Consider the following 22,741-nt stretch of genomic DNA (forward strand, 5'->3'; position numbering starts at 1 on the left):
CCGTCAGCTCTTGGGCGTGAACACGCCGATGTCCTCAATCCCGATCACCTGCTCGACCTCGGCCACCTGCTTGGCGACCTTCTCGAAGCCGTCGGCGCCCACGGCCTGGCGCTCGCGCTTCATCATCTCGTCGGCGATCTCGGCGTACTCCTCGGCGGTCACGAGATGGCGCAGCGTCGGGAAGACGTCGGTCGCTTCGCGTGCCATGTGGGGACGATACATGGCGATCAGCGCCTGGACGTCGCGGCCCATCGCTTCACGCGGCTCCTTGGTGCGGGTCTGCGGCGCCGCAGCGAGGATCTTGTCGGTGAGCTTGGCGCCCGCAGCATGCTGGCCGGCGAGCACGCCCACCAGCTCGACCATGCGGCCGGCCTTCTTGAACTGGGCGAACACCAGCTCCTCCTCGACCTTCTCCTGGTGGCCGTGGATGAAGCCTTTGGTGATCTCGGCTGCCCGCGCGAACACGGCGGGGTCAATGTCCTCGCCCTGGCCGGCGCGGCGCAGGCCGCTCTCATAAATCAGCAGCACCCGCGCGAGGATGGCGTGACCGCGCATCAGCTGTTCCGGCGGTGCGGCGGCTTCGTCGGCGCCCGGTTTCTTGGCGTCACGGGCATATACCCCGCTGACGGCAACGGGTGTGGCGAGAACAAGCCCTCCCGCCATTCCGACATTCAGCAGACCACGTCGGCGTAAAAAACTCGTCATGACGCCGCTCCTTTCCCGATACAGGGAAACGAGCGGCGAGGGGCAGGGTTGCGTCGACCGCCTTAGTTGGCGCCGAGTTTCCAGCCGACTTCCTTGGCCAGCGTCTGGAAGAAATCGGTGTCGTAGGCCCGCTCCGGCGCGTCGCGCACCATGCGGTCGATCTTCTCCGCGTCCTTGCCGACCAGGATGCGCCAGCGCTCGGCCTTGACGCCGTCAAGGATGATCGTGGCGGCCTCGGCGGCTGTCGTCGGCGCATCCTCGAGGAAGCGGCGGGCGCGCTCGTGGGCCAGCTTGCCGATGTCCTGGTCGGTGAGCTTGGAGACATCGACGCCCATCGACGCCACACGGGCGCGCATCTGGGCCAGTTCCTTGGGGGTGAAGTCGGGCGACTCGTGGCCGGCCTGGATCTTGCGCGAGTTGGTGACGATCGAGGTGCCGATATGGCCCGGCATCACCACGGAGCACTTGATGTGCGGCGCGTTCATGTTGAGGTCGGTCTGCAGCGCCTCGCTGAAACCCTTCACCGCGAACTTGGCGGCGCTGTAGGCGGTGTGCGGCACCATCGGGCCGATCGACGCCCAGAAGCCGTTGACGCTCGAGGTGTTGACGATGTGGCCGCGGTCGGCCTTCAGCATCATCGGCAGGAAGGCGCGAGTGCAGTAATAGACGCCGAACCAGCAGATGTTGAAGGTGCGCTCCCATTCCGAGCGCTCGTGCACGATCATGCTGCCGCCGCCGCCGATGCCGGCATTGTTGAACAGCAGATGGATCTTGTCGGTGTCATGGTCGCGCGCCACCTCGGCGGCAAAGCGCTTGACGTCGTCCTCGTTGGAGACATCGGCGAGGTGCGTGGTGATGCGCAGCCCCTGCGGCAGGCGCTCGGCCTCGCACAGGCGCTTGGTCTCGGCCATCGCCGCCGCCGACACGTCGCACATGGCGATGCTGCAGCCCTCGGCCACGAGCTGGCGGGCGAGCTCGCGCCCCATGCCCGTGCCGCCGCCTGTGATGACGGCGATCCGCCCTGCGAGATCCTTCATACGCGTCCTCCTTCTGTCGTCCTGAGCACAACGAAGGACCTCATCGCCGCTTGCAACCGGCATGAGATCCTCGCTGCGCTCAGGATGACAGGGGAGCCTGCCACTCATATCCTCCCTAACATAATGCTGCTCGAAACTCTCCTGCCGCTCGGCAAGGTCGATCCCGGCTTGCGGGCGCCTGAAATATCGCTCGACCTTGCGAGCGTCGGCCGCAATGCGAAGCTGCTCGAGGAGATCGGCTACGACGGCATGGTGGTCGAGGAGACCAAGGACGATCCCTTCGTCATCATGGCGCTCGCCGCCCAGGCGACCGAGAAGTTGAAGCTCGCCACGTCGGTCGCCATCGCCTTCCCCCGCAGCCCGACTGTCACGGCCATGAGCGCCTGGACCTTGCAGAAATTGTCGGGTGGGCGCTTCACGCTGGGGCTCGGCACACAGGTCAAGGCGCATATCGAGCGTCGTTTCGGGATGCCCGCATCACCCGCCGGCCCGTGGATCCGCGAGTACGTCCAGGCTGTGCGTGCCGTGTGGGATTGCTGGCAGAACGGCGCCAAGCTCGATGTGAGGGGACCGCACTACAACATCAACCTCATGGTGCCGCTGTTCAATCCCGGCCCCATCGAGCATCCGGACATCCCGATCCAACTCGCCGCGGTCAATCCGGTAATGAGCCAGATCGTCGGCGAGGTCGCCGACGGCCTGCGCCCTCATCCGGTGTGTACGCCTTCGTACATCGCCGAGGTCATGCTGCCGGCGGTGCGGGCCGGTGCGGCCAAGGCGAGCCGCTCGCTCGACCAGTTCCAGGTCTGCATGAAGCCGCTGGTCGCCACCGCTGCCACCGAGGAGGAGCTCGCGAAGAAGATCGTCGACGTGCGCGCCCGCATCTCGTTCTATGGCTCGACGCCGCAGTATCGCGCGGCCTTCGTCCATCACGGCCTCGGCGACCTGGCCGACGAGCTGAAGCTCCTGTCGCGCGCCCAGCGCTGGGAGGAGATGCCGAAGTACATCACCGACGACATCCTCCATACCTACGTGACAATCGGCACCTACGACCAGATCGCGCGCAAACTCTCCGACCGCTACGGCGGCGTCGTCACCCACTGCGAGTTCTCGATCCCGGTCAATAACGTCGCCGACCGGGAGCGCCTGCGCGATCTTGCCGGCACGATCCAGGGCGAGAGCCTCGACAAGGCCCGCCGCGCGATCACCGGCACATCGCATTGATTCGAGCCAAACCGGCCATGTCCCGAACGCCGAAACAGTTCGAACGCCTGCCGCCGCTCACCTTGCCCAGTCCCGACAACGCCGAGTTTCGGCTCGAGACGTGCACGGGGCGCAACCTGATCCTTGTCTTCCCGGGGGCGCCGGCCTCGCCGGCGCTCGAGGCGTTCATGACCGAGCTGAGGAGCGTCCGGTCCGCGTTCGACGACGTGCTGGCTTCGTTGTTCTACATCGTTTCGAGCCCGGATCACGTCGACGCGTTTGCCATCGCCGAGGAGATGCCCGGCATCCGTTACCTGATGGACTATGACAGGTCCGCCGCGCGAAGCTTTGGGCTGCTCGCCAAGACGGACGGTCCGGTAGCGCCCCGGATCTTCGTGCTGGACCGCAACTACCGCCTGCTGCAGATGCTCGACTTCGTCGAGCGCAAGCCATACCTCGCTCCGATCGTCGCAGGCCTGCGGAACCTCGAGAGCTACCAGGCCGCCCAGGGCAGCATCAATCACGCCCCCGTCCTGATCATGGAACGGATATTCGAGCCCGCACTCTGCAGGCGGCTGATCGACTACTACAGGCTGCGCGGCGGGCATGACTCCGGCTTCATGACGCAGCGGGATGGCGTCACCGTGGGTTCGATCGACCATAGCTTCAAGCGCCGACAGGACTGCCCGATCGACGACCCGATCCTGCGTGATACGGCGATGCATCGCGTGCACGACCGCCTCGCACCTGAGATCAGACGCGCCTTCCAATTCGAGGCGACCCGCATCGAGCGCCATATCGTGGCCTGCTACGACGCCGGCGTCGGCGGCTACTTCCGGCCGCATCGCGACAACACCACCGCGGGTACCGCCCATCGCCGGTTTGCGGTGACCATCAATCTGAATGCGGACTATGAGGGAGGCGATCTCCGTTTCCCGGAATTCGGCGACCGCCTCTATCGCGCACCGGCCGGCGGGGCGGTCGTGTTCTCGTGCACGCTGTTGCATGAGGCGACAGCGGTGACGAAAGGCGTTCGCTACGCCTACCTCCCGTTCCTGTACGGTGCGGCCGATGCGGCACTGCGTGAACGCAACAAGGACTTCGTCGAAGCGCGCAGCGGAGGCCGCGCGCCGGTCCGGTGAGATTGCCAGCACTGCTGGCACCGGCCTTCGACCCTGGAGAAATTGCGTCGCGACGCCCCTTATGGGGCGCAATAATTAGAACCGCAGTTGATTCATTAAAGCACCTAAGTTATACTGCTCCTGCGCCCGCCTCCCGGCGGCTCTGCTCTATGCATCGTCCATCCGATATCATGGCGCCCGGCAGCAGCCCTGCCGGGTCCAGCCATCTGTCGTCCCGAGCGAAGCCACCCGAAGCCGCCGGCCTTGCCACAGGGTGAAAACCGCCTGCGGAAATTGCGCAAATTCAAAAAGGCCGAAGATTCAATGGCTTGTCGGGCCATGCGGGTCTTGCGGAAAATAGCGGGAATTCGCCCCGGCCTGCGATCGAGCCGCGGCTCGCGACGCGTCGTTTGCGCATCAATGGCTTGCAGACACTAGCTGCGGGGTCGCGCGAACGCGATCCCGTTTGCGTCGACGCGGCACCGCAAAAGACCTTGCCGGAGTTCCTCGGTGTCGAGCTGCCGTCCGATCAGGACCAGGCGGTTGGCGCCGGCTGCCGACGGGTCTTCGTCCAGCGAGAAACGGCTGCCGACGAGGTGGAAGACATAGCGCTTGCCGGTCTCGGCCAGCCACAGGAAGCCCTTGCCGCGGAACAGGCCGGGCGGCCGGTCGTCGAGAAATGCCTGGAAGCGGGCGACCGAGAAGGGACGGTCGCTTTCGAAGGACAGTGAGACGAAGCCGTCCTCATCGAGGTGGGCGTGATGATGGCCGTGGTCGTGAGACGCCGGCCGATGCAGGTCGACATCGAGGATCAGCGGCAACGGTGCGGCGCTGCGCGTGGTGCGCAGCAATCGCGCCTCGGCGTTCACTGCGCGGATCTTCCCCTCGACACTGCCAAGACGCTCCTCGCCCACACGGTCACATTTGTTGACCAGGATGGCGTCGGCGTGGCGGAGCTGGCTGCGCACGGCGGGGCTGTCGAACAGATCGAGGCTGAACTGCTCGGCGTCCGCAACGGCGACGATGGCGTCGAGCCGCAAGGCGTCGCGGAACTCCGGCCGCTGGAACGTCTGCGCGACGGGCAGCGGATCGGCGACGCCCGTGGTCTCGACCAGGATGTGGTCGACCGGGTCGGGCCGGCTCAGCACGCGTACAATGCTGTCCAGAAGGTCGTTGTTGGTCGAGCAGCAGATGCAGCCGTTGCTGAGCTCGATCATGCCGCTTTCGGCTGCGACGATCAGGTCGTTGTCGATGCCGATCTCGCCCAGCTCGTTCACCAGCACCGCGGCCTTCACGCCGTCGCGGTTCGACAGGATGTGGTTGACCAGCGTGGTCTTGCCGCTGCCCAAAAAGCCGGTGACCAGGGTCACCGGCAGTTTTCTGGCACGGCGCGGTACGGTGAACGTCGCGGGCGACGTCATGCGCCGGCCGGCGGTGCCGCGGCGTCGAACGTGTAGCTGGTGCCGACGGCCGACTGGCTGACCCGCTCACCATAGGCGTCGGCCAGCGCATGCAGGGCCCGCCAGCCGGTGCAGTGGCCGGTGATGAGATTGCGGATGTCGAACGGCTTCAGCGCCTCCACCGTCTGCGGGATCAGATGCTCCATGACGCCGCCCAGGTGCAGGCCGCCCATGACGGCGTGGATCGGGATGCCGGGAAACAGCCGCCGCGTCTCGGTGCAGACGTTGACGATGCCGGCGTGGCTGCAGGCGCTGAACACGATCAGCCCGAGGTCGCGCACGTTGGCGATCAGCATGCGTTCGTCCATCAGGTAGGGATCGGGCCGCCAGTCCTCGGAGTTGTCCTTGCGGCAGAGATGGTCCTCACGGCCGGTCTCGAAGGAGCTGACGCGCGGGATCTCGCCGCTGTAGTAGAAGTGGCCGTCGAGCAGCAGGCGGGCCTTGCCGTCGTTGACGACCTTGGCGCCGCGCTCCTCCATCTGGGCCGGCGTCGGCACCCGGGCGGCGGGGAAGATGGTGCCGCTCTTCAGCAGCACGCCGCGTTCGTTGAACATGCCGGGATTGACGTGCACCGTGACCGCGTTGCGGCCGCGCCGCTTGACGATGGCGTCGATCGCGGCCGGCAGGGCGCCCATGTGGTCCCAATGGCCATGCGTGATCGCAATCTCCTCGACCGTGCCGAGGTCGAGCCCGAGGTTGCGGCAGTTGCGGATGAAGACGGCGCCCTCGGTGCCGGTGTCGAACAGCATCGTGTGCTGGCGGCCGCCGAGCTTCGAGCGCAGCCGCAGGCCGTAGCCCAGGTTGGCGGCAAGAAGTGTCTCGCCGGAGATTTCCGTCGCACCGGCAAGCACGACGTTTGCGAACTCCGACACCGCGAAGGTCGTCTTGCTGACATAGGTGTCGCTGACATTGTCGGTGAGGACGTCGACGCCAAGGGAATCGATGACGGCGAGGGCAGGCGGTTGGTTCGTCTCGTCGGTCATGGGTAAGCCACCACTCTACAAGGTTGAAACCGCGGCGGATTATTGCCTGTGATCGAGCCTTGAGAGAACAGCAAAGACGAGTTCTTTCAGAGGAGCGGCAGAATCAAGTCGGAGCACGGGAACCTTCAGCGTCGCCAACCAAGTCTCGTGAACGAACAGGCTACGCAGCTCCGGCCCCGCGACATCGTAGGCCTCAGCCCATTTCATGAATTCGACATTAGCCGCCGCCATGTCGCCGCCCGCTTCGATACGCCCGCGGTACTGCACCACCTGGCGCCGCCGTAGGCGCTCCATGCGGACTGCCCGGTCCAGCCGCAGGAAGACGACGAGATCGTAGAACGGCTCGAGTGCCGTGGCCCATTCCGGCGCCGATCCCGAGAATACCCATTGCCCCGATGCAGGGAGCAGCCGATGCAGCATCGCCTGCCGTTCGTCCTTTGGCCGCTTCGTCGTGAACGGCGGGTCCGTTGGCAGCCAGAAGAGCGTGTCGGCGTCGATATGCGGATGCCGAAGATGGTCGGCGAGGGCTGCCCCCAGCGTCGTCGTGCCCGAGCCGGAGGCGCCTAGAATATGGACCCGGGCCATGTCCGGCGGAGGCTACTCCGCGGCCCTATTCCGCCGCTTGGGCCTTGGCTGGCGCGATCGCCTTCATGGTGCCGCCGTAGCGGTCGGTGAAGGCCGTGGTGTCGATCTCGTCGAGCTGGATGTCGCGGTTCAGCACCTGCTCCTTCCATTTGAGCAGCTTGGGATGCGCCTCCTGGAACTCGGGCATCACTTCCTTGGCGAACAGCTCCAGCGATTCGCAGATGTGCTCATGCGTGTTCTTGCCGGCCTGGTTCAGCAGCACGACCTGGTCGATGTTGGATTCCTGGAACTTGCGCAGCTTGCGGCGGATCGTGTCGGGCGAGCCGATCAGGCCGCCGCGCAGGGCCGCGGCATGGGCCTCGGGATTGGCCGCCTTCCACTTCTGGTACTCCTCCCACATGTTGACCGTGCCGGCCGGCGGCCGGCGGCGGTCGCTCGATGCGCCGTAGAAGCGCAGTGAAAACTGGAAGAAGGTGTCGCCGTCGGCGCGGGCGCGCGCCTCCTCATCGGTCTTGGCGCACATGAAGAACGAGACCAAGGCGATGTTGGGATTGGTCTTGTAGTCGGCCAAAAGCTTCTGCCGCTTCACGAAGGCGTTGTAGTAGGCGTGCACCCAGGCGTGCGCGGCGTCGGCCGAGACGAACTGGAAGCCGAGCGCGCCCATGCCCCATTCGCCGCACTTGGCCAGGGTCTCGAGCTGCGAGCAGGCGACCCAGAGCGGCGGATGCGGCTTCTGCATCGGCTTCGGGACGACCATGCGCAGCGGGAAGTTGAAGTACTTGCCCTGGTGCTCGCTGGGCCCGTCCTTGAACATCGGGATGATGGCGCGCACGGCCTCCTCGAAGACCTCGCGCTTGTTCTCCATGATGACGTCGAACGGCTCCAGCTCGGTGATCGAGGCGCTCTCGCCCATGCCGAACTCGGCGCGGCCACTCGACAGCAGGTCGAGGCAGGCGACGCGCTCGGCAATGTGGGCGGGGTGGTTGGTGGTGAGCTGCAGAATGCCGTGTCCCAACCGGATCTGCTTGGTGCGCTGGCTGGCCGCCGCAAGGAACGAGGCGGGCGAAGGCGAGTGGGAATATTCTTCCAGGAAGTGGTGCTCGACCTCCCAGGCGTAGTCGTAGCCCAGCTTGTCGGCGAGCTCGAGCTGGGAGAGCGCATTCTGGTAGAGCCGGTGCTCGTCGCCCTCCTTCCAGGGACGCGGCAGCTGCAACTCATAGAAGATGCCGAACTTCATGCGCTGGTCCTTCCCGGGGTTATGCCGCCGAGAATGCGCAAAAACGGTCGGGATGCAAAGGGGCTGGCACCACCGCCGTTTCACTGGTCAAGACGAGTGTGGAGATGGCACTCGCCACTGACAGAAAGAGCTGAGAACTGAGTTATGACATTCATTGCTATAACTCATGATTTGAACCATACTGAGCTATAGAAAGGGCACTTATAACTCATGAAGTGGAACTGGGAGCAGTCCGACTGGCCCGAGTTCTGTTACGATTCGGTAGCCTTGGAGCCGTTTGAGCGGCAATTTCTGCTGCGTTCCGGCGAGTTCATCGGGGCTTGCAAGCATGTCAGCGCGGCCGATCAGGATCGACTCAAGATCGAACTGATCAGCGATGAGGCGGTCAAGACGTCCGAGATCGAGGGTGAACTTCTCAATCGTGACAGCGTTCAGTCCTCGCTCCTTCATCAGTTTGGCCTGGGACCGGACAGGCCACGCATTTCCCCGGCGGAGCGTGGCATCGCCGAGATGATGGTGGATCTCTATCGCACCTTCGCGTCGCCGCTGTCCGACCGGATGTTGTTTCGTTGGCACAGGATGCTCTTGAAGGGAAGCCGTGACGTCTCGGTGATCGGCGGCTACCGAAAGCGCGGCGATCCCATGCAGGTCGTTTCCGGACCGCTGCACCGACGGAGGATTCATTTCGAGGCGCCACCTTCGAATCAGGTGTCGAAGGAGATGAAGGCTTTCAATGCCTGGTTCAATGAATCCGCCCAACGCGGGAAGAAGGCGCTGTCGTCGATTGCCCGGGCGGGGATCGCGCATCTCTATTTCGAGAGCATCCATCCCTTTGAAGACGGCAATGGCCGCATCGGACGGGCGATTTCGGAAAAGGCTCTGGCGCAAAATCTTGGTCAACCAAGCCTTATCGCATTGGCGCAGACGATTGAACGCAGGCGCAAAGACTACTACGCGGCGCTGGAGCGGAACAACAAGGCCAACGATATCACCGATTGGTTGACGTACTTTGGCCAGGTCATCCTTGACGCGCAGGCAACGTCCCTCAAGCGGTTGGAATTCTACCTCGCCAAGGCAAAGTTCTATGAGCGGGTGCGTGGCCAGATGAACGACCGTCAGGACAAGGCCGTCGCGAGAATGTTCAGGGAAGGAATTGACGGCTTCAAAGGCGGCCTGAGCGCCGAGAACTACATCGCCATCACGCGAACATCGCGTGCGACGGCGACGCGCGACCTGCAGGACCTCGTTTCAAGAGGGGCACTCACGAAGACAGGGCAGCTGAAGCACACCCGGTATCATCTGAACCTTCCGCGTTCAGGCGAGATAAGCCGATAGGGGATGGAATTGATCGCGTCCGGGGTCTGCTCCCGGCGGGAAATCAATGCCGCCAGGTAAAGGGGAAGAGCTGCTGCCGAACGTAGCCATTCGGCATGTAGTCGCCCAACACGCCGTACGTTCCCGGGAAACGCCGGTCCGACTTCACGGCCGTGCCGAACAGGTAGTCGATGAAGGCGAAATGGGCGGCGTAGTTGCGGTCGATGGCTTCCCGCTCCGAGCTGTGATGCCAATGATGGAAGTCGGGCGTCACGATCAGCCACTTCAGCGGCGCGCGGGCAAAGACGGTCGGCAGGGCGACGTTCGCGTGGTTGAACACCGCCTGGAAGCCGACGATGACGATGTAGACGTTCATGACCGCTTCGGTGAAACCGAGCACGTATAGAACGCCCAGGATCGACACGCGCGTCGTCAGGAGCTCGAACAGATGCAGCCGGGAGCCGGCCATCCAGTCCATGTGCTTGGCGCTGTGATGGACCGCGTGGAAGCGCCAGAGGAATGGAATCTCGTGATACGCCCGGTGCGTCCAGTATTGGACCAGATCGGCGACCAGCAGCGCGAAGAACAACTCGGCAAAGAACGGCAGTCCACCGACCCACTTCTGAAGCGGCGCGTAGACCAGCCAGCCGAACAGACGGTGGATGGCGAAGTTGACGATCACCAGCGCCAGTCCGACGAGAAGGTGGTTGATCACGAAATGCGTGAAGTCGACTTGCCAGTCCGGCCGGAAGACGGGCTGTCCGCGATGCAGCGGAAACAGCTTCTCGATCAGGATGAACACCAAGCTGGAGCCCAGCAGGTCGAGCACGAACCAATCGAGTCCGATGTAGGGCGTGTTGTCTGGAAAGTCGCCGACTGGAACGCGATGGCCACCCGCGGCCACGGCAATGCCGATCAGGAGGAGGGCGGTGCCGTTCAGCCAGCGATTGCGCAACCGGACAAGGTTGGCAAGGGCGAGACCGCCGCCGATCACCATCCCTACGAGCAGGACTTCGCGAAGAACGTTCACGTCGTACTTCTTGCGCAGATCCGGCGTGGTCAAGTATTCGGGAAAATGGAAGGCGAGCACCGACAGGACGGCAAGCCCGCCCAGTGTCAGGGCGATGATTCCGGTGATCTTGCCTTGCCCGACCTCGAGAGAACCGGTCTGGCGAAAAACGGCGGTAGGCTTCCTCACGATCGACGTCGGCCTCATGGCACCCCTGTTGGTCGGCACTCTCCGGCAGGTATCCGTTTAATCATGTCGCGTATCGCTGCCGTGTTGCAAACGCTGCCGATTGTGTCGTCTGTATTGCCGCGTTCTCCGGGCCGTCGACGTGAAAATCGGACACCGCGAATACTTCTCAAGTGGACTGGAAGATGACGCGGCGGCTGGTTCTCACCGGGCGCATGGTGGGCAGAATCGGTCGGGTCCGCCGAAAATGCATTGCTTGTCCTGCGGCATATGCCTAGCATTCCGTCAAGACTCTATTCATCAGAGTCAACAAGTATTGGGAGGAATGCATGGTAGTCAAGAAGGTAGGGCGTCGTCGCTTTGTCTCGGCCACTGCCGCGGCGTCGACGGCACTGGTCGCTGCCCCATTCGTTCGCGGCGCCTACGCCGCCGGGCAGGTTTCGGTCTTTTTCTGGGACCACTGGGTACCCGCCGGCAACGACGAGATAAAGAAGCAGGTTACCGCCTGGTCCAACAAGAACAAGGTCGAGGTGAAGGCGGATTTCATCACCTCACAGGGCCGGCAGAACCTGCTGACCATCAACGCCGAGGCGCAGGCCCGCAGTGGCCACGATATCATCACCATCGGAAACTGGAACGTCCGTGAACACGCCGACAAGCTCGAGGTTGTCGACGACGTCGTCGGTCGGCTCGTCGCCAGCGGCGGTGAAGCCAACGAAGTTGCCCACTATCTCGGCAAGAACAAGGGCAAGTGGGTGGCGGTGCCGTCCAGCTGGGGCACGCAGAACAAAGGGCCGGCGGCACGCATCAGCATGATGAAGGAGTACGCCGGGATCGATGTCGTGAAGATGTATCCGGCCGAGGCTGGCGTGGAGACTGCCGAGGCGAAGGCATGGGACAACGAGGCTATGCTCAAGGCGGCCGAGGCCTGCGCCAAGGCAGGCAAGCCGTTCGGCATCGGCCTCGGGACGACGGCCGACAACGTCGATACGGCGGGCTCGCTCTTCGCTTCCTTCGGCGCCGAGCTGGTGGACGCCAAGGGGAACATCCAGATCAAGTCGGCTGCGGTGCGGCAGGCGCTGGAATATTGCCAAAAGCTGGTGAAGTTCCTGCCGGCTGATGCGCAGAGCTGGGACGATGCATCGAACAACCGTGCGCTGATCGCCGGTAACGCGTCGCTCATCTATAACCCGCCTTCGGCCTGGGCTGTTGCGGTCCGCGACGCGCCAGCCGTCGCCGCGGACACATGGCATTTCCCCACGCCGACAGGTCCCAAGGGCAGGTTCGTGCCGCATAGCATGAATTTCTGGGGGATCTGGCAATTCGCCAAGAACAAGAGTGCGGCAAAGGACTTGATCGAGTTCCTGATGCAGCCGGACAACGTCGACGCCCGCAGCACGTCCGTCATGGGATATGACTTGCCGCCTTTCGCGAAGATGGCGGAGTCGAAAGTGTGGGACAAGATCGGACCGCCTGAGGGCAGCCTCTTCAACTACCCGGTCCGCAAGCAGCACAACGCGGTGCCGCATCTTGCGCACATGCCGGCACCTCCGGAGATCGCCGTACAGATCTACAACCGGGGCACGCTTCCCACCATGTTCGCCAAGATGAAGGCGGGTGAGTCGATCGACCAAGTCATTACCTGGGGCAATCGCGAGCTCGAAGGGTTCCTCTGACGACCGTTGAGTCCCAGCCGGCACCTCGTTGCCGGCTGGGCCCGCACTGGCAGGGCCGTCCTCTGGGGCGGCCGACTTGCACCACCTGATCGAGGAGGCTCGTTTGGCCAACGGTCGCACCATCGCAATCGGTATTGGCACGGAAGCGTCGGCGGCGTCGCGCCGGGCGGGTAGCCTGAAGAAGCTGGCACGGCGGCGCTCCACGACCGCGCTTCTGCTGTGCGCTCCGCTGATCGTCCTGATCGTCGGCCTGAAACTGTATCCGACCTTCTATGCGATCTTCCTCAGCATGCTCGACCGCAAGATGGAGCACTTCGTCGGGCTCGACAATTTTGCCTTCCTGCTGACGCGCCCCTCCTTCCAGCTGGTGATCTTCCAGTCCTGTCTGTTCGCGATCACCGCGGTGGTGATGAAGGCGGTGATAGGCTTCATTGTGGCGCATCTCATGCACAACATCCGTGGCAGGAACCAGCGCATTTGGCGCGGCCTGCTGTTGGTGCCGTGGGTGATTCCGCTGGCGCTCTCCACACTGACCTGGTGGTGGCTGTTCGACCCGTCCTATTCGGCGCTCAACTGGACGCTCAATTGGCTGGGCTTCGAATCGATCCCGTTCCTTGGCACGACGTGGAACGCGCGCATCGCCGTGATTGCCGTCAATGTCTGGTTCGGCGCGCCTTTCTTCATGATCATGTACCTTGCAGCGCTCAAGTCGGTGCCCGAGCAACTCTACGAGGCCGCCGCCATCGACGGCGCCACGGCGTGGCAGAAGCTCAGGTTCATCACTCTGCCGATGATGCGCAACATCATCCTGATCACGATGCTCTATAGCCTGATCGTCACGTTTGCCGACTTCGACATCGTGCGCATCCTGACCAATGGCGGCCCGCAGGACAGCACCCACCTGTTCGCCACTTATGCATTCAATGTCGGAATCGAGTCGGGCAACATTCCGCGTGGTGCTTCGGTCAGCCTGTTCATGTTCCCGGTCCTGGCAACGCTCGCCTTCTTCGTGCTGCGCGATGTACTCAAGCGGAGCAGGGAGGTCTCGACATGACCACTACGATGGCGACTTCGGAGGCGACCCCGCGCAAAGCCAAGGTCGGCAGCCTGGAGCGACAGCGTCGCTGGGCGCTGGGCGGCAGCTATGCGGCGCTCAGCGTCTTCGTGGTGATCTTCCTTGTTCCGCCGTTCTACATGATCATGACGAGCCTGAAGTCGTCGGCCGAAATCTCGGCCCAGCAAGGCAGTCCGTGGGTGGTGCAGAATCCGACTCTGGACAACTTCATCTACCTGGCGACGAACGCACAGTTCCAACGCTATTTCCTGAACTCGGTCTGGGTCACGGGGCTCGTCGTGATCCTGAGTATGACGATCGCCATCCTTGCCGCGTTCAGCTTGTCGCGGATGGGATTCAAGGGAAGCCAGGTGATCTCTACCGGCGTGTTCCTGACCTACCTGGTTCCGCCGTCGCTGCTCTTCATCCCCTTGTTTCAGATCGTCGGTGCTCTCGGACTCATCAATAATACCTGGGTACTGGTTCTGCTGTTTCCCACCTTGGCAGTGCCGTTCTGCACCTGGCTCATGATCGGCTATTTCAGCTCCATCCCAAAAGAGCTCGACGAAGCGGCGCTGATCGACGGCGCGAACTATCTACAGATCCTGTTGAAGGTCTTCATCCCCGTGGCCATGCCGGGGATCATCGCCGCGACCATCTTCGCTTTCACAGTCGGCTGGGGGGCATTTCTGTATCCCCTGGCCTATCTCTACAGCGCGGATCAAGCGGTGCTGACCGTGGGCATCGTGCGTGAACTGATTCGCGGCGACGTATTCGCCTGGGGTACGATCATGGCTGCATGCGTCATGGCGGCAGCTCCCCCTATTCTCATTTACACGTTTCTGATGGACTACTATGTCGCTGGTCTGACGGCCGGCGCGACCAAGGGCTGAGAGGGTACTGACAAATGGCACAAGTTACGCTGCGTAAGGTCGTCAAGAAGTACGACGAGGTCCTGGCCGTCCGTGGCATCGACCTCGACATCGTCGACAAGGAGTTCATCGTGCTGGTCGGGCCCTCGGGCTGTGGCAAGAGCACGACCTTGCGCATGATCGCGGGGCTCGAGGAAATCTCGGATGGCGACATCGCCATCGGCGGCGACGTGGTCAACGACGTGCCGCCCAAGGACCGGGACATCGCCATGGTGTTCCAGAACTACGCCCTCTACCCGCACATGAACGTCTACGAGAACATGTCATTCGGGCTGAAGCTGAAGCGCACGCCCAAGGACGAGATCGAGCGGCGCGTGAAGCAGGCGGCGCAGATCCTCGACATCACCGAGCTCCTGGACCGCAAGCCCAAGCAGCTCTCGGGCGGCCAGCGTCAGCGTGTCGCCATGGGCCGCGCCATCGTGCGCGATCCCAAGGTGTTCCTGTTCGACGAGCCGCTCTCCAATCTCGATGCGAAGCTGCGCGTGCAGATGCGCACCGAGATCAAGAAGGTGCACCAGAAGGTGCGCACCACCACCGTCTACGTCACCCACGACCAGGTCGAGGCGATGACGCTCGCCGACCGAGTCGTGGTGATGAACGCCGGGCTGATCGAGCAGGTCGGCTCGCCCAACGATCTCTATCATTCGCCGGCCACCAAGTTCGTTGCCGGCTTCATCGGCTCACCCGCCATGAACTTCATCGCCTGCCGCGTCGAACAGGCGGCGGGTGCGCTGCGCCTGCGGCTGAGCGATACGCTTTCCTTCCCGGTGCCAGCCGACCGGACGGCGCGCTATACGCCGCATGTCGGCAAGCCCAACCTGCTGCTGGGCCTGCGTCCGGAGCACATCATCGAGACCCGGCCGCACATCGAGCCCAACCAGCACGACTTCGAGATCCTGATCGACGTGGTCGAGCCGATGGGCATGGAGACGCTGGTCTATTTCACCATCGAGGGCACCGAGGTCTGTGGCCGCGTCAATCCCAACGCCGGCGCGACGGCAGAAAAGCCCATGAAGCTCAGGGCGGACCTCAGCAACATGCACCTGATCGACGACAGCACGGGCAAGGTGCTCTGAAAGGATTCGAGAGGAGTGGTGCGGACGGAGGGAATCGAACCCTCACGAGGTTGCCCTCAACGGATTTTCATACCACTTCGGCTTTCGCCGCCGCGCCATCCAGCCGTTCGGCAGGATGGCCGTTCGTGGTCTGGACTATCCCTTCACCTTGGCGATTGCTTTAGGTGCTGCCCGTCTAGTCTCTACACCTTCCCGTTGCCGGGCTTGGCTCGGGATTGCCATTGAAGGTTTCCCCGACTTTGAGCAGTTCTGCATCGCCGGTTTCCCGGCGAGCACTCAAACCATCCGTCTAAGTCCGTTGCGTCTACCGGTTCCGCCACGTCCGCATTCGCTCTCGTTCTCCTTCGTCCTCCTGCGCGCGACCATATTGAGGCCGGCGGCGGAAGGGAAGTTAGTAACGATACTCCGCGATCATGCCACCCTCGACCATGGCCCGTAACAGGCCAGCGGCACGGGCCGGCGCCTGCGCCTCGCCGGTAAACGGCGCGACGGCTTCGCACAATTCGGGGAAAGAGCGACCCTCGACCAGCGCGTCGAGCATTGCCGCCTCGTCGGTGTCCAGGGAGCGGAAGTTTGACACCAGATCGGGGCGCCAGATCGCCCAGGTGAGCGGCCCAGGTGCGCGCTCGACTAAAAGATCGCCCGGCTGGACCTCCTCTCGGCGCTGCCAGGCCTGAGGCACCTCGAAGGCCAGGATCAGTCGGCGCAGCGAGGGCAGGGTGGCGAAGGCAAGCGTTTCCCACGCTTCCTGCGGCAAGGCCATCAGCGCGTCGGCGGTGATCGGTGTCACGTCGGGCGAATCGAAGGCCTCGCCCAGCGCCCACTCGAAGCGCGCCATCTCGGCGGCAGCCGGCGTGCGACGATAGGGCTCCGTGGAGCTGAGGAAGTCGGCGAGATCGCGGCCGTACCAACGCACCGAGGGACGGCGCGACGGATGGCTGGCGATATAGGCGCGCGCCATGTGATCGAAGTCGGCCGGTCCGGCCATGGCCATCACGCCGGGATAGTCCGTCGTCAGCGCCTCGATCAGGCGCAGGGCATAGCCGTCGCGATAGACGTCGAGCAGGGTGAGGCGATCGGCCTTGCTGGTGTCGCGCACCGCACCCTGGAAGCCGTCGCTGGCGGCAAGCAGGTAATCCTGGAAGGCGCGCTGAAGGTCGCCCAAGGAACCGGCGTTGCTGCTCATGCCGCCCTCATCACGCGGCTCGCCGCGTGACGCTGGCCGCAATGCGCCGCGCCTCGTCGAGTTCGGCCAGCAATTCAGCATAGGGCGGGATGTTGGCATCGCGCTCGATCATGGTCGGCACGCCGGGAAAGAGTTTCACCGCTTCGGCGTAGAGCGACCACACGTCGGGCACGATCGGCTCGTCGTGGGTGTCGATGATGTGGCTCCCCTTGTGGGTGTGGCCGGCCAGGTGAAACTGGCGCACGCGCTCGCGCGGCATGGCGCGCAGGAAGGCCATGGCGTCGAACTCGTGGTTGAAGGCGCTGACGTAGATATTGTTGACGTCGAGCAGGATCTCGCAGTCGGCGCGCTTGGCGAGCTCGGCGATGAACTCCCATTCGGTGAGCTCGGAAGCGGCGTAGGTGACGTAGCTCGACACGTTCTCCAGCACCAGCCGGCGGCCGAGATGGTCCTGGACCTGCATGACACGCTCGGCGACGTGGTTCAGCGCCTCCTCGGTGTAGGGCAGAGGCAGCAGGTCGTGCATGTTCTGCCCGCGCAGGCCGGTGAAGCAGAGATGATCCGACAGCCACATCGGCTCGACGCGCTCGACCAGCGCCTTCAGCTCGTCGAGATAGCGCCGGTCGAGCGGATCGATGGATCCGATCGACAAGGAGACGCCATGCAGCGCCATCGGATAGTCGCGACGAAGGCGGTCGAGCCAGCGCAGCGGGCTGCCGCCCGGCACCATGTAGTTCTCCGACAGCGCCTCGAACCAACTCACCCGGCCGGGGGTGGCGGCGATCTCCTCATAGTGTTCGGGACGCAGCCCGAGGCCGAAATCGACGGCGGCGCTCATACGATGAGTCTACACCTCCTGAAAAGAGCGGGCGTCCACGATTTCTCGGGACGCCCGCCTGTCCTCGGCAAAGGACTGTTCGACAGTTACTTCGACTTGAGCACGGTGCACTCGATGGTGCTGCCCGCGTTGACGAAGCCCTTGCCCTTGCAGGCGTTCTGGCCTTTGCAGGCGTTGTTGGCGCTCTTGCAGGCGCTCTGGCCCTTGCAGGCGTTGACGCCGGTGCACGGGACCTGGGCGGATGCGGCTGTCGCGAAGGTGGCGACCGCGAACGCGGTGGCAGCAGTGGCAACAATCGTCTTGGCGTTCATCTAACTTCTCCCTGTGTTGGACCCGGACCGGTCGTTGCCGGCCGAGCGGCAGAAGTATGTACCGCACGGTGGAATCACACAATCTATGAATGGCCAGGACGGGCATCCGGCCGGATACCCGTCCTGGCTGCACTGTGCGCTACTTGCTCTTGATGACCGTGCACTCGAAGGACGTGCCGGTCATCACGAAACCCTGGCCCTTGCAGGCATTCTGGCCCTTGCACGCAGAAGAGGCGCTCTTGCACGCGCTCTGCCCTTTGCAGGCGTTGGCGCCCGAGCAGGCGACCTGGGCGTGGGCGGCGGCCGCGAAGGTGCTCACGGCAAAGACGGTGGCGGCGGTGGCCGCGAGAGTGCGCTTGGTCATGACGATCATCTCCCTAATGGCGAAGCAACGCGCTGATGGCGTTGCTCCCCGTCTACGTGCGCCGCAGCAGAGCCGATCAACGACGGTGGTAACGCTTTGGTGAAAACGAAGCGGGCGCCGCGATCGCTCGCGGCGCCCGTCATCCGGCAAGCCGGTTCGTTACATCACCTTGCCGCCCTTGGCGGTACACTCGCCGGCATTGGCGGCTTCCGTCCAGCCCTGGCCCTTACAGGCATTCTGGCCCTTGCACGCCGAATTGGCGGTCTTGCAGGCGCTGGTGCCCTTGCAGGCGTTGGCGCCGCTGCACTTGGTGGTCTGGGCCTGGACGGCCGTGGCGAGCGTGCCGGCGGCGAAAAGAGCGGCGGCAGTCGCCACGAGAGTACGCTTGGTCATGATGGGAGACTCCCTGGAAGACGCGAACGGCGATGTGCCGTTGCGGCAGGCTGGCCTGCATGCCGATCTACGGCCGGTCGGTCAGGGGCGATCACCCGGCGGGTTTCACGCTTTGGTGAAAACAGAGAGCGCTCATGATCTTCCGGACCGCCGGCCTCTGGCCGGCTCATGATCATGATGCCGGCCAGAGGCTGGCGGTCCGGAGGACGAAGACGATGAGCTGACCGATCCTACTCCACGACCTTGCCGCCACGGGTGGTGCAGCTCACCACATCGGTGGTCGAGGTCCAGCCCTGGCCCTTGCAGGCGTTCTGGCCCTTGCAGGCGGAGTTGGCGGTCTTGCAGGCGCTGGTGCCCTTGCATGAATTGATGCCCGTGCACTTCACCGAGCCGGCGGTCTGTGCGTGCGCGACGGTGACAAGAGTGCCGGCGGCGAAGATCGCGGTCGCCGTGGCGGCGAGAGTCTTCCTGGTCATGTTTCCCTCCCAACTGAAATTGCCCATCGACCATGACTCCCGCGCTTCCCCACGTGAAGTCAGGCCTGAGCGACCATGCGTGATTTTTCGATCACTGTCATGTGAGGCGCATGAAGCGTGCGGGCGAAAGTGCACCGTCGCTCACTCCCAATGCAGCGATGTCGGATGGCAGGCCCTTGCCCAGCGCAAGGCTTGCGGCAAGGCGCCCGGCCGCCTCGCCGGTCTGGATGCCATAGCCGCCCTGTCCCGCGAGCCAGAAGAAGCCTTCAACCTTGGGGTCGTAACCAACGACCAGGTTCTTGTCGGCGACGAAGCTGCGCAGCCCCGCCCACTTGTTCTTGATGCGCCGGATGGACAGCGTCGTCGCCGTCTCGATGCGTTCGACGGCGGTGGCGACGTCGATCTCCTCCGGTTGTGCGTCACAGGGCGGCGAGGGTGTCTCGTCGGCGAGCGATCCCAGGAACTGCCCGACCTCGGGCTTGATGTACCAGCTCTCGTCGAAGTCGATCACCATCGGCATGTGCGTGAGGTCGAGGCCGGCCGGCGAATCGAAGGTGAAGGCCGTGCGCCGCTTGGGAATGAGCCCGACCGATTCGGCACCCGCCATCGCCGCCACCACGTCCGCCCAGGCGCCCGAGGCATTGATGATGTTGCTGGCGCGAAGCTTCTCGCCGTCGCGCAGACCAATGGTCCACAGTCCATCGCTGGCCTCGAGATCGATGACCTCGGCATCGAGGCGCAGCACGGCGCCGGCTGCGCGCGCGCCCTTGAGGAAGCCGCCATGGATCGCCGCGACGTCCATGTCGTCAGCCTCCGGCTCGAAGATCGCGCCGCCCGCCGCGGCCTCCGGCTTGAGCAGGGGCTGGCGGCGCAGCACCTCGGCCGGCTCCAGCCAACGCACGCTCGGCACCAGGCCGGCGAAGTCGGCGGCGTTCTTCTGCATCGCCGCCTGCTGCTCGGCACGTCCGGCGATGATCGCGCCGCGCGGCGTCAGCAGGGGATGGTCGGCAAAGCCCGTGGGCGGCTTGCGGTAGAACCGGCCGGACGCCACGGTGATGGCGCGGATCTCCGGGCTGCCGTAAGTCTCCGAGTGCAGCGCTGCCGAACGCCCGGTCGTATGATAGGCGGGCACGTGCTCGCCCTCGAGAATGATCACGCTTGCCTTGGGCGCAAGGTGATAGGCGACGGACACCCCGGCAATGCCGGCGCCGATGACGGCGAAATCGAAATCCTGCATGCGCCTCACATTGCAAGGCCGTCATCCGGCCTGCAATAGTCGGACCCGGGTACCGCCATGAATATTGCTCATCTCCTGCTCGGCTCGGCGCGCGAGTTCTCCACCTTGCCGGCGCTGGCGCGTGGCACGTCGGTCCATCTCAATTACCGCGACCTGTGGCGCAAGGTCTCGGTGATGAGCATGCATCTGACAGGGCGCTTCGGCCTCAAGCGCGGCGACCGCGTGGCCTTCGCGATGACCAATTGCGTGGAGGCAATCGAGGTCATGTATGCGGTCTGGCACGCCGGCCTCTGCGCCGTGCCGATGAACGCCAAGCTGCATGCCAAGGAGTTGGCCTTCATCCTGGAGAACTCGGGCGCGAAGCTCTGCTTCGTCACGCCCGACCTCGCCGACACCATTGCCGAAGCGGCCAAGGAGGCGCCCGAGCTGAAGGAGATCGTCGACGTGACGACGCGCTCCTACAGCTTCATGGAAGTCGGCGATCCCATTGCCATGGCCGAGGCCGAGGCGACCGATCCGGCGTGGCTGTTCTACACCTCCGGCACCACCGGCCGGCCCAAGGGCGCCACGCTCACCCATCGCAATCTGCTGGCGATGACACTCAACTACTTTGCCGATGTCGACCGCCCGCCGGTTGGCGGTTCGATCGTGCATGCGGCACCCATCAGCCACGGCTCGGGCCTGTGGAACTTCGCCATGCTGGCGCGCGGTTCGGTCCAGGTCTGTCCCGAGAGCGGCAAGTACGAGGTGCCCGAGACCGTCGAGCTGATGAACCGCTGGCCCCAGTGCAGCATCTTCCTGGCGCCGACCATGGTGAAGCGCCTGATCGAGCACGGCAGCGTGGCCGACCTGAAGCCCGACGCGCTGCGCCTGGTCTCCTACGGCGGCGCGCCGATGTACGTCTCCGACCTCAAGCACGCACTCGATCTTTTGGGCGACAAGCTCGCCCAGCTCTACGGCCAGGGCGAGAGCCCGATGACCATCACCCATCTCAGCCGCGAGATGCATGCCGACCGTGCCCATCCACGCTGGGAGCAGCGCCTGGCCTCGGCCGGCCGCCCCGATTCGTGCGTGGCGGTGAAGGTGGTCGACGAGGACGGCCAGCAGCTGCCGGTGGGCGAGGTCGGCGAGATCATCGTCAAGGGCGACACGGTGATGTCGGGCTACTGGAACAGTCCCGAGGCGACGGCCAAGTCGTTGCGCGACGGCTGGCTGTGGACCGGCGATGTCGGCGCCTTCGACGAGGAAGGCCTGCTGACGCTGAAGGACCGCTCCAAGGACATGATCATCTCGGGCGGCTCCAACATCTACCCGCGCGAGATCGAGGACGTGCTGAACCTGCATCCCGCCGTCGCCGAATGTTCGGTGGTCGGCCGCCCGCACCCCGAATGGGGCGAGGAGGTGGTGGCCTTCGTCGTGCCGCGCGAGGGTAAGGCTGTGAAGCCTGGCGACCTCGACAAGCTCTGTCTCGACAACATCGCCCGCTTCAAGCGGCCCAAGGACTACAAGTTCATCGAGGCCCTGCCCAAGAACAACTACGGCAAGATTCTCAAGACGGAGCTGCGCAAGCTGCTCTAGTCTTCTGCGGGAGCGCGGGCCTCCGGCCCGCTCATGAATGCGGGCGGGAGGCCCGCGCTCTCATCAAGAGGAGGAAAGAACATGGGCAGCATGATCGACTTCAAGCGTCCCGACGGCTCGACCTGCAAGGGCTACCTGGCCGAAGCCGGCAGCGGCAAGCCGGGCATCGTCGTCATCCAGGAATGGTGGGGCCTGAACGACCAGATCAAGGGCGTGGCCGACCGTTTCGCTGCCGCGGGCTACAACGCGCTGGCGCCCGACCTCTACAAGGGCCGCGTCACGCAGAAGCCTGACGAAGCGAACCACATGATGAGCGGTCTCGATTTCGTCGGTGCCTCCGACCAGGACATTGCCGGCGCGGTCAAGCATCTGGCCGCCATGAGCCGCAAGGTCGGCGTCATGGGCTTCTGCATGGGCGGCGCGCTGACCATCGCGGCGGCGGCGCGCGTCTCCGGTGTTGCCTGCGGCGTGCCGTTCTACGGCGTGCCGCCCGAGCAGCTCGCCGATCCCGCCAAGATCAAGATCCCCCTGCAGGGCCACTTCGCCAACCAGGACGATTGGTGCACGCCCGAGGTAGTGAACGCCTTCGAGAAGAAGATGACGTCGGGCGGCACCAAGCCCGAGGTCTTCCGCTACGACGCCCAGCACGCCTTCGCCAATGAGAAGAGTCCGGCCTACGACGCGCCCTCGGCCAAGGCGTCGTGGGAGCGCATGATGGCGTTCCTCGGCAAGCACCTCTGATGGGAGCGCGGGCCTTCGGCCCGCTCATGAATTACGAAG

Annotated in this window: 23 protein-coding genes; 9 read left to right on the forward strand and 14 right to left on the reverse strand. The window is 64.2% G+C overall.

The window, feature by feature from the left end; genetic code table 11:
* Positions 1 to 3: 3 nt before the first annotated feature.
* A complete protein-coding gene (locus RSO01_RS01095; protein ID WP_147145289.1) occupies positions 4 to 705 on the reverse strand; it encodes a hemerythrin domain-containing protein in 702 nt (233 codons plus the stop codon).
* A 62-nt stretch (positions 706 to 767) separates the two neighbouring features.
* Positions 768 to 1,742 carry an SDR family oxidoreductase gene (locus RSO01_RS01100; RefSeq protein WP_147145291.1) on the reverse strand — a complete coding sequence of 325 codons (975 nt, stop codon included), beginning with the start codon at positions 1,740 to 1,742 and terminating at the stop codon, positions 768 to 770.
* Positions 1,743 to 1,865: 123 nt separating this feature from the next.
* On the opposite strand from RSO01_RS01100, the gene RSO01_RS01105 reads away from it, so the two are divergent.
* Both RSO01_RS01105 and RSO01_RS01110 read left to right on the forward strand, forming a co-directional pair.
* The gene (locus tag RSO01_RS01105; RefSeq protein WP_147145293.1) at positions 1,866 to 2,966 is read left to right on the forward strand and encodes a TIGR03617 family F420-dependent LLM class oxidoreductase; all 1,101 of its coding nucleotides are present in this window, start codon (positions 1,866 to 1,868) and stop codon (positions 2,964 to 2,966) included.
* 17 nt (positions 2,967 to 2,983) lie between these two features.
* Entirely contained in the window at positions 2,984 to 4,087 is a 1,104-nt protein-coding gene (locus RSO01_RS01110; protein WP_147145295.1) for a 2OG-Fe(II) oxygenase, read from the forward strand.
* A gap of 413 nt (positions 4,088 to 4,500) precedes the next feature.
* Here the strand turns inward: RSO01_RS01110 and RSO01_RS01115 are convergent, their stop codons facing one another.
* Genes RSO01_RS01115 through RSO01_RS01130 form a run of 4 tightly spaced genes read right to left on the reverse strand, consistent with a single transcriptional unit; the run spans position 4,501 to position 8,331 of the window.
* A complete protein-coding gene (locus RSO01_RS01115; RefSeq protein ID WP_147145297.1) occupies positions 4,501 to 5,487 on the reverse strand; it encodes a CobW family GTP-binding protein in 987 nt (328 codons plus the stop codon).
* A complete protein-coding gene (locus tag RSO01_RS01120; protein ID WP_147145299.1) occupies positions 5,484 to 6,509 on the reverse strand; it encodes an MBL fold metallo-hydrolase in 1,026 nt (341 codons plus the stop codon). The genes RSO01_RS01115 and RSO01_RS01120 overlap by 4 nt, the downstream gene beginning before the upstream one ends.
* A gap of 39 nt (positions 6,510 to 6,548) precedes the next feature.
* A complete protein-coding gene (locus tag RSO01_RS01125; RefSeq protein ID WP_147145301.1) occupies positions 6,549 to 7,094 on the reverse strand; it encodes an AAA family ATPase in 546 nt (181 codons plus the stop codon).
* A 25-nt stretch (positions 7,095 to 7,119) separates the two neighbouring features.
* On the reverse strand, positions 7,120 to 8,331 hold the full coding sequence (locus RSO01_RS01130) for an LLM class flavin-dependent oxidoreductase (RefSeq protein WP_147145303.1): 1,212 nt from the start codon (positions 8,329 to 8,331) through the stop codon (positions 7,120 to 7,122).
* A 210-nt stretch (positions 8,332 to 8,541) separates the two neighbouring features.
* Between RSO01_RS01130 and RSO01_RS01135 the strand changes: the two genes are divergently transcribed.
* Positions 8,542 to 9,666 carry a Fic family protein gene (locus tag RSO01_RS01135; RefSeq protein WP_147145305.1) on the forward strand — a complete coding sequence of 375 codons (1,125 nt, stop codon included), beginning with the start codon at positions 8,542 to 8,544 and terminating at the stop codon, positions 9,664 to 9,666.
* 43 nt (positions 9,667 to 9,709) lie between these two features.
* Here RSO01_RS01135 and RSO01_RS01140 read toward each other — a convergent pair whose 3' ends face one another.
* On the reverse strand, positions 9,710 to 10,843 hold the full coding sequence (locus tag RSO01_RS01140; protein WP_218037205.1) for a sterol desaturase family protein: 1,134 nt from the start codon (positions 10,841 to 10,843) through the stop codon (positions 9,710 to 9,712).
* Positions 10,844 to 11,169: 326 nt separating this feature from the next.
* Between RSO01_RS01140 and RSO01_RS01145 the strand changes: the two genes are divergently transcribed.
* From RSO01_RS01145 to RSO01_RS01160, 4 genes are all read left to right on the forward strand, one after another.
* Complete coding sequence (locus RSO01_RS01145) at positions 11,170 to 12,516, forward strand: ABC transporter substrate-binding protein (protein WP_147145309.1); 1,347 nt, start codon at positions 11,170 to 11,172, stop codon at positions 12,514 to 12,516.
* Positions 12,517 to 12,619: 103 nt separating this feature from the next.
* Complete coding sequence (locus RSO01_RS01150; protein ID WP_373867861.1) at positions 12,620 to 13,570, forward strand: carbohydrate ABC transporter permease; 951 nt, start codon at positions 12,620 to 12,622, stop codon at positions 13,568 to 13,570.
* Positions 13,567 to 14,463, forward strand: a complete 897-nt coding sequence (locus tag RSO01_RS01155) for a carbohydrate ABC transporter permease (protein ID WP_147145311.1) — start codon at positions 13,567 to 13,569, stop codon at positions 14,461 to 14,463. Before RSO01_RS01150 ends, RSO01_RS01155 begins: the two co-directional genes overlap by 4 nt.
* Positions 14,464 to 14,477: 14 nt before the next feature.
* The gene (locus RSO01_RS01160) at positions 14,478 to 15,578 is read left to right on the forward strand and encodes an ABC transporter ATP-binding protein (RefSeq protein ID WP_147145313.1); all 1,101 of its coding nucleotides are present in this window, start codon (positions 14,478 to 14,480) and stop codon (positions 15,576 to 15,578) included.
* 391 nt (positions 15,579 to 15,969) lie between these two features.
* On the opposite strand, the gene RSO01_RS01165 is transcribed toward RSO01_RS01160, so the two are convergent.
* The 7 genes from RSO01_RS01165 to RSO01_RS01195 all read right to left on the reverse strand — a co-directional run bounded on the left by RSO01_RS01165 (position 15,970) and on the right by RSO01_RS01195 (position 20,383).
* Entirely contained in the window at positions 15,970 to 16,764 is a 795-nt protein-coding gene (locus tag RSO01_RS01165; RefSeq protein WP_170302776.1) for an HvfC/BufC N-terminal domain-containing protein, read from the reverse strand.
* 10 nt (positions 16,765 to 16,774) lie between these two features.
* Positions 16,775 to 17,602 (reverse strand): MNIO family bufferin maturase, encoded by an 828-nt coding sequence (gene bufB / locus RSO01_RS01170; RefSeq protein WP_147145318.1) that lies wholly within the window; start codon positions 17,600 to 17,602, stop codon positions 16,775 to 16,777.
* An 86-nt stretch (positions 17,603 to 17,688) separates the two neighbouring features.
* Positions 17,689 to 17,913, reverse strand: a complete 225-nt coding sequence (bufA2, locus tag RSO01_RS01175; protein ID WP_147145320.1) for a BufA2 family periplasmic bufferin-type metallophore — start codon at positions 17,911 to 17,913, stop codon at positions 17,689 to 17,691.
* A gap of 139 nt (positions 17,914 to 18,052) precedes the next feature.
* On the reverse strand, positions 18,053 to 18,277 hold the full coding sequence (gene bufA2, locus RSO01_RS01180) for a BufA2 family periplasmic bufferin-type metallophore (RefSeq protein ID WP_246157931.1): 225 nt from the start codon (positions 18,275 to 18,277) through the stop codon (positions 18,053 to 18,055).
* A 159-nt stretch (positions 18,278 to 18,436) separates the two neighbouring features.
* A complete protein-coding gene (bufA2, locus tag RSO01_RS01185) occupies positions 18,437 to 18,670 on the reverse strand; it encodes a BufA2 family periplasmic bufferin-type metallophore (RefSeq protein WP_147145324.1) in 234 nt (77 codons plus the stop codon).
* Positions 18,671 to 18,900: 230 nt separating this feature from the next.
* Entirely contained in the window at positions 18,901 to 19,146 is a 246-nt protein-coding gene (gene bufA2, locus RSO01_RS01190) for a BufA2 family periplasmic bufferin-type metallophore (protein WP_147145326.1), read from the reverse strand.
* Positions 19,147 to 19,243: 97 nt separating this feature from the next.
* Positions 19,244 to 20,383: an NAD(P)/FAD-dependent oxidoreductase gene (locus RSO01_RS01195; RefSeq protein ID WP_147145328.1), complete on the reverse strand. Its 1,140-nt coding sequence runs from the start codon at positions 20,381 to 20,383 to the stop codon at positions 19,244 to 19,246.
* 57 nt (positions 20,384 to 20,440) lie between these two features.
* On the opposite strand from RSO01_RS01195, the gene RSO01_RS01200 reads away from it, so the two are divergent.
* Together RSO01_RS01200 and RSO01_RS01205 are read left to right on the forward strand one after the other, a co-directional pair.
* Positions 20,441 to 21,961, forward strand: coding sequence for an AMP-binding protein (locus tag RSO01_RS01200; RefSeq protein ID WP_147145330.1), 1,521 nt, complete (start codon positions 20,441 to 20,443; stop codon positions 21,959 to 21,961).
* 81 nt (positions 21,962 to 22,042) lie between these two features.
* The gene (locus tag RSO01_RS01205) at positions 22,043 to 22,702 is read left to right on the forward strand and encodes a dienelactone hydrolase family protein (RefSeq protein WP_147145332.1); all 660 of its coding nucleotides are present in this window, start codon (positions 22,043 to 22,045) and stop codon (positions 22,700 to 22,702) included.
* Positions 22,703 to 22,741: the final 39 nt, after the last annotated feature.

It is taken from the genome of Reyranella soli, from assembly GCF_007992495.1.
GTDB classification, from domain to species: domain Bacteria; phylum Pseudomonadota; class Alphaproteobacteria; order Reyranellales; family Reyranellaceae; genus Reyranella; species Reyranella soli.

Bases quoted from the DNA above. Each gene is read 5' to 3' on its own strand.
- bufA2 (WP_147145324.1), bottom strand. From the start codon at position 18,670: ATGACCAAGCGTACTCTCGTGGCGACTGCCGCCGCTCTTTTCGCCGCC.
- RSO01_RS01105 (WP_147145293.1), top strand. From the start codon at position 1,866: ATGCTGCTCGAAACTCTCCTGCCGCTCGGCAAGGTCGATCCCGGCTTG.
- bufB (WP_147145318.1), bottom strand. From the start codon at position 17,602: ATGAGCGCCGCCGTCGATTTCGGCCTCGGGCTGCGTCCCGAACACTAT.
- RSO01_RS01135 (WP_147145305.1), top strand. From the start codon at position 8,542: ATGAAGTGGAACTGGGAGCAGTCCGACTGGCCCGAGTTCTGTTACGAT.
- RSO01_RS01115 (WP_147145297.1), bottom strand. From the start codon at position 5,487: ATGACGTCGCCCGCGACGTTCACCGTACCGCGCCGTGCCAGAAAACTG.
- bufA2 (WP_246157931.1), bottom strand. From the start codon at position 18,277: ATGACCAAGCGCACTCTCGCGGCCACCGCCGCCACCGTCTTTGCCGTG.
- bufA2 (WP_147145320.1), bottom strand. From the start codon at position 17,913: ATGAACGCCAAGACGATTGTTGCCACTGCTGCCACCGCGTTCGCGGTC.
- RSO01_RS01095 (WP_147145289.1), bottom strand. From the start codon at position 705: ATGACGAGTTTTTTACGCCGACGTGGTCTGCTGAATGTCGGAATGGCG.
- bufA2 (WP_147145326.1), bottom strand. From the start codon at position 19,146: ATGACCAGGAAGACTCTCGCCGCCACGGCGACCGCGATCTTCGCCGCC.
- RSO01_RS01160 (WP_147145313.1), top strand. From the start codon at position 14,478: ATGGCACAAGTTACGCTGCGTAAGGTCGTCAAGAAGTACGACGAGGTC.
- RSO01_RS01110 (WP_147145295.1), top strand. From the start codon at position 2,984: ATGTCCCGAACGCCGAAACAGTTCGAACGCCTGCCGCCGCTCACCTTG.
- RSO01_RS01130 (WP_147145303.1), bottom strand. From the start codon at position 8,331: ATGAAGTTCGGCATCTTCTATGAGTTGCAGCTGCCGCGTCCCTGGAAG.
- RSO01_RS01100 (WP_147145291.1), bottom strand. From the start codon at position 1,742: ATGAAGGATCTCGCAGGGCGGATCGCCGTCATCACAGGCGGCGGCACG.
- RSO01_RS01125 (WP_147145301.1), bottom strand. From the start codon at position 7,094: ATGGCCCGGGTCCATATTCTAGGCGCCTCCGGCTCGGGCACGACGACG.
- RSO01_RS01165 (WP_170302776.1), bottom strand. From the start codon at position 16,764: ATGAGCAGCAACGCCGGTTCCTTGGGCGACCTTCAGCGCGCCTTCCAG.
- RSO01_RS01145 (WP_147145309.1), top strand. From the start codon at position 11,170: ATGGTAGTCAAGAAGGTAGGGCGTCGTCGCTTTGTCTCGGCCACTGCC.
- RSO01_RS01120 (WP_147145299.1), bottom strand. From the start codon at position 6,509: ATGACCGACGAGACGAACCAACCGCCTGCCCTCGCCGTCATCGATTCC.
- RSO01_RS01205 (WP_147145332.1), top strand. From the start codon at position 22,043: ATGGGCAGCATGATCGACTTCAAGCGTCCCGACGGCTCGACCTGCAAG.
- RSO01_RS01155 (WP_147145311.1), top strand. From the start codon at position 13,567: ATGACCACTACGATGGCGACTTCGGAGGCGACCCCGCGCAAAGCCAAG.
- RSO01_RS01195 (WP_147145328.1), bottom strand. From the start codon at position 20,383: ATGCAGGATTTCGATTTCGCCGTCATCGGCGCCGGCATTGCCGGGGTG.
- RSO01_RS01200 (WP_147145330.1), top strand. From the start codon at position 20,441: ATGAATATTGCTCATCTCCTGCTCGGCTCGGCGCGCGAGTTCTCCACC.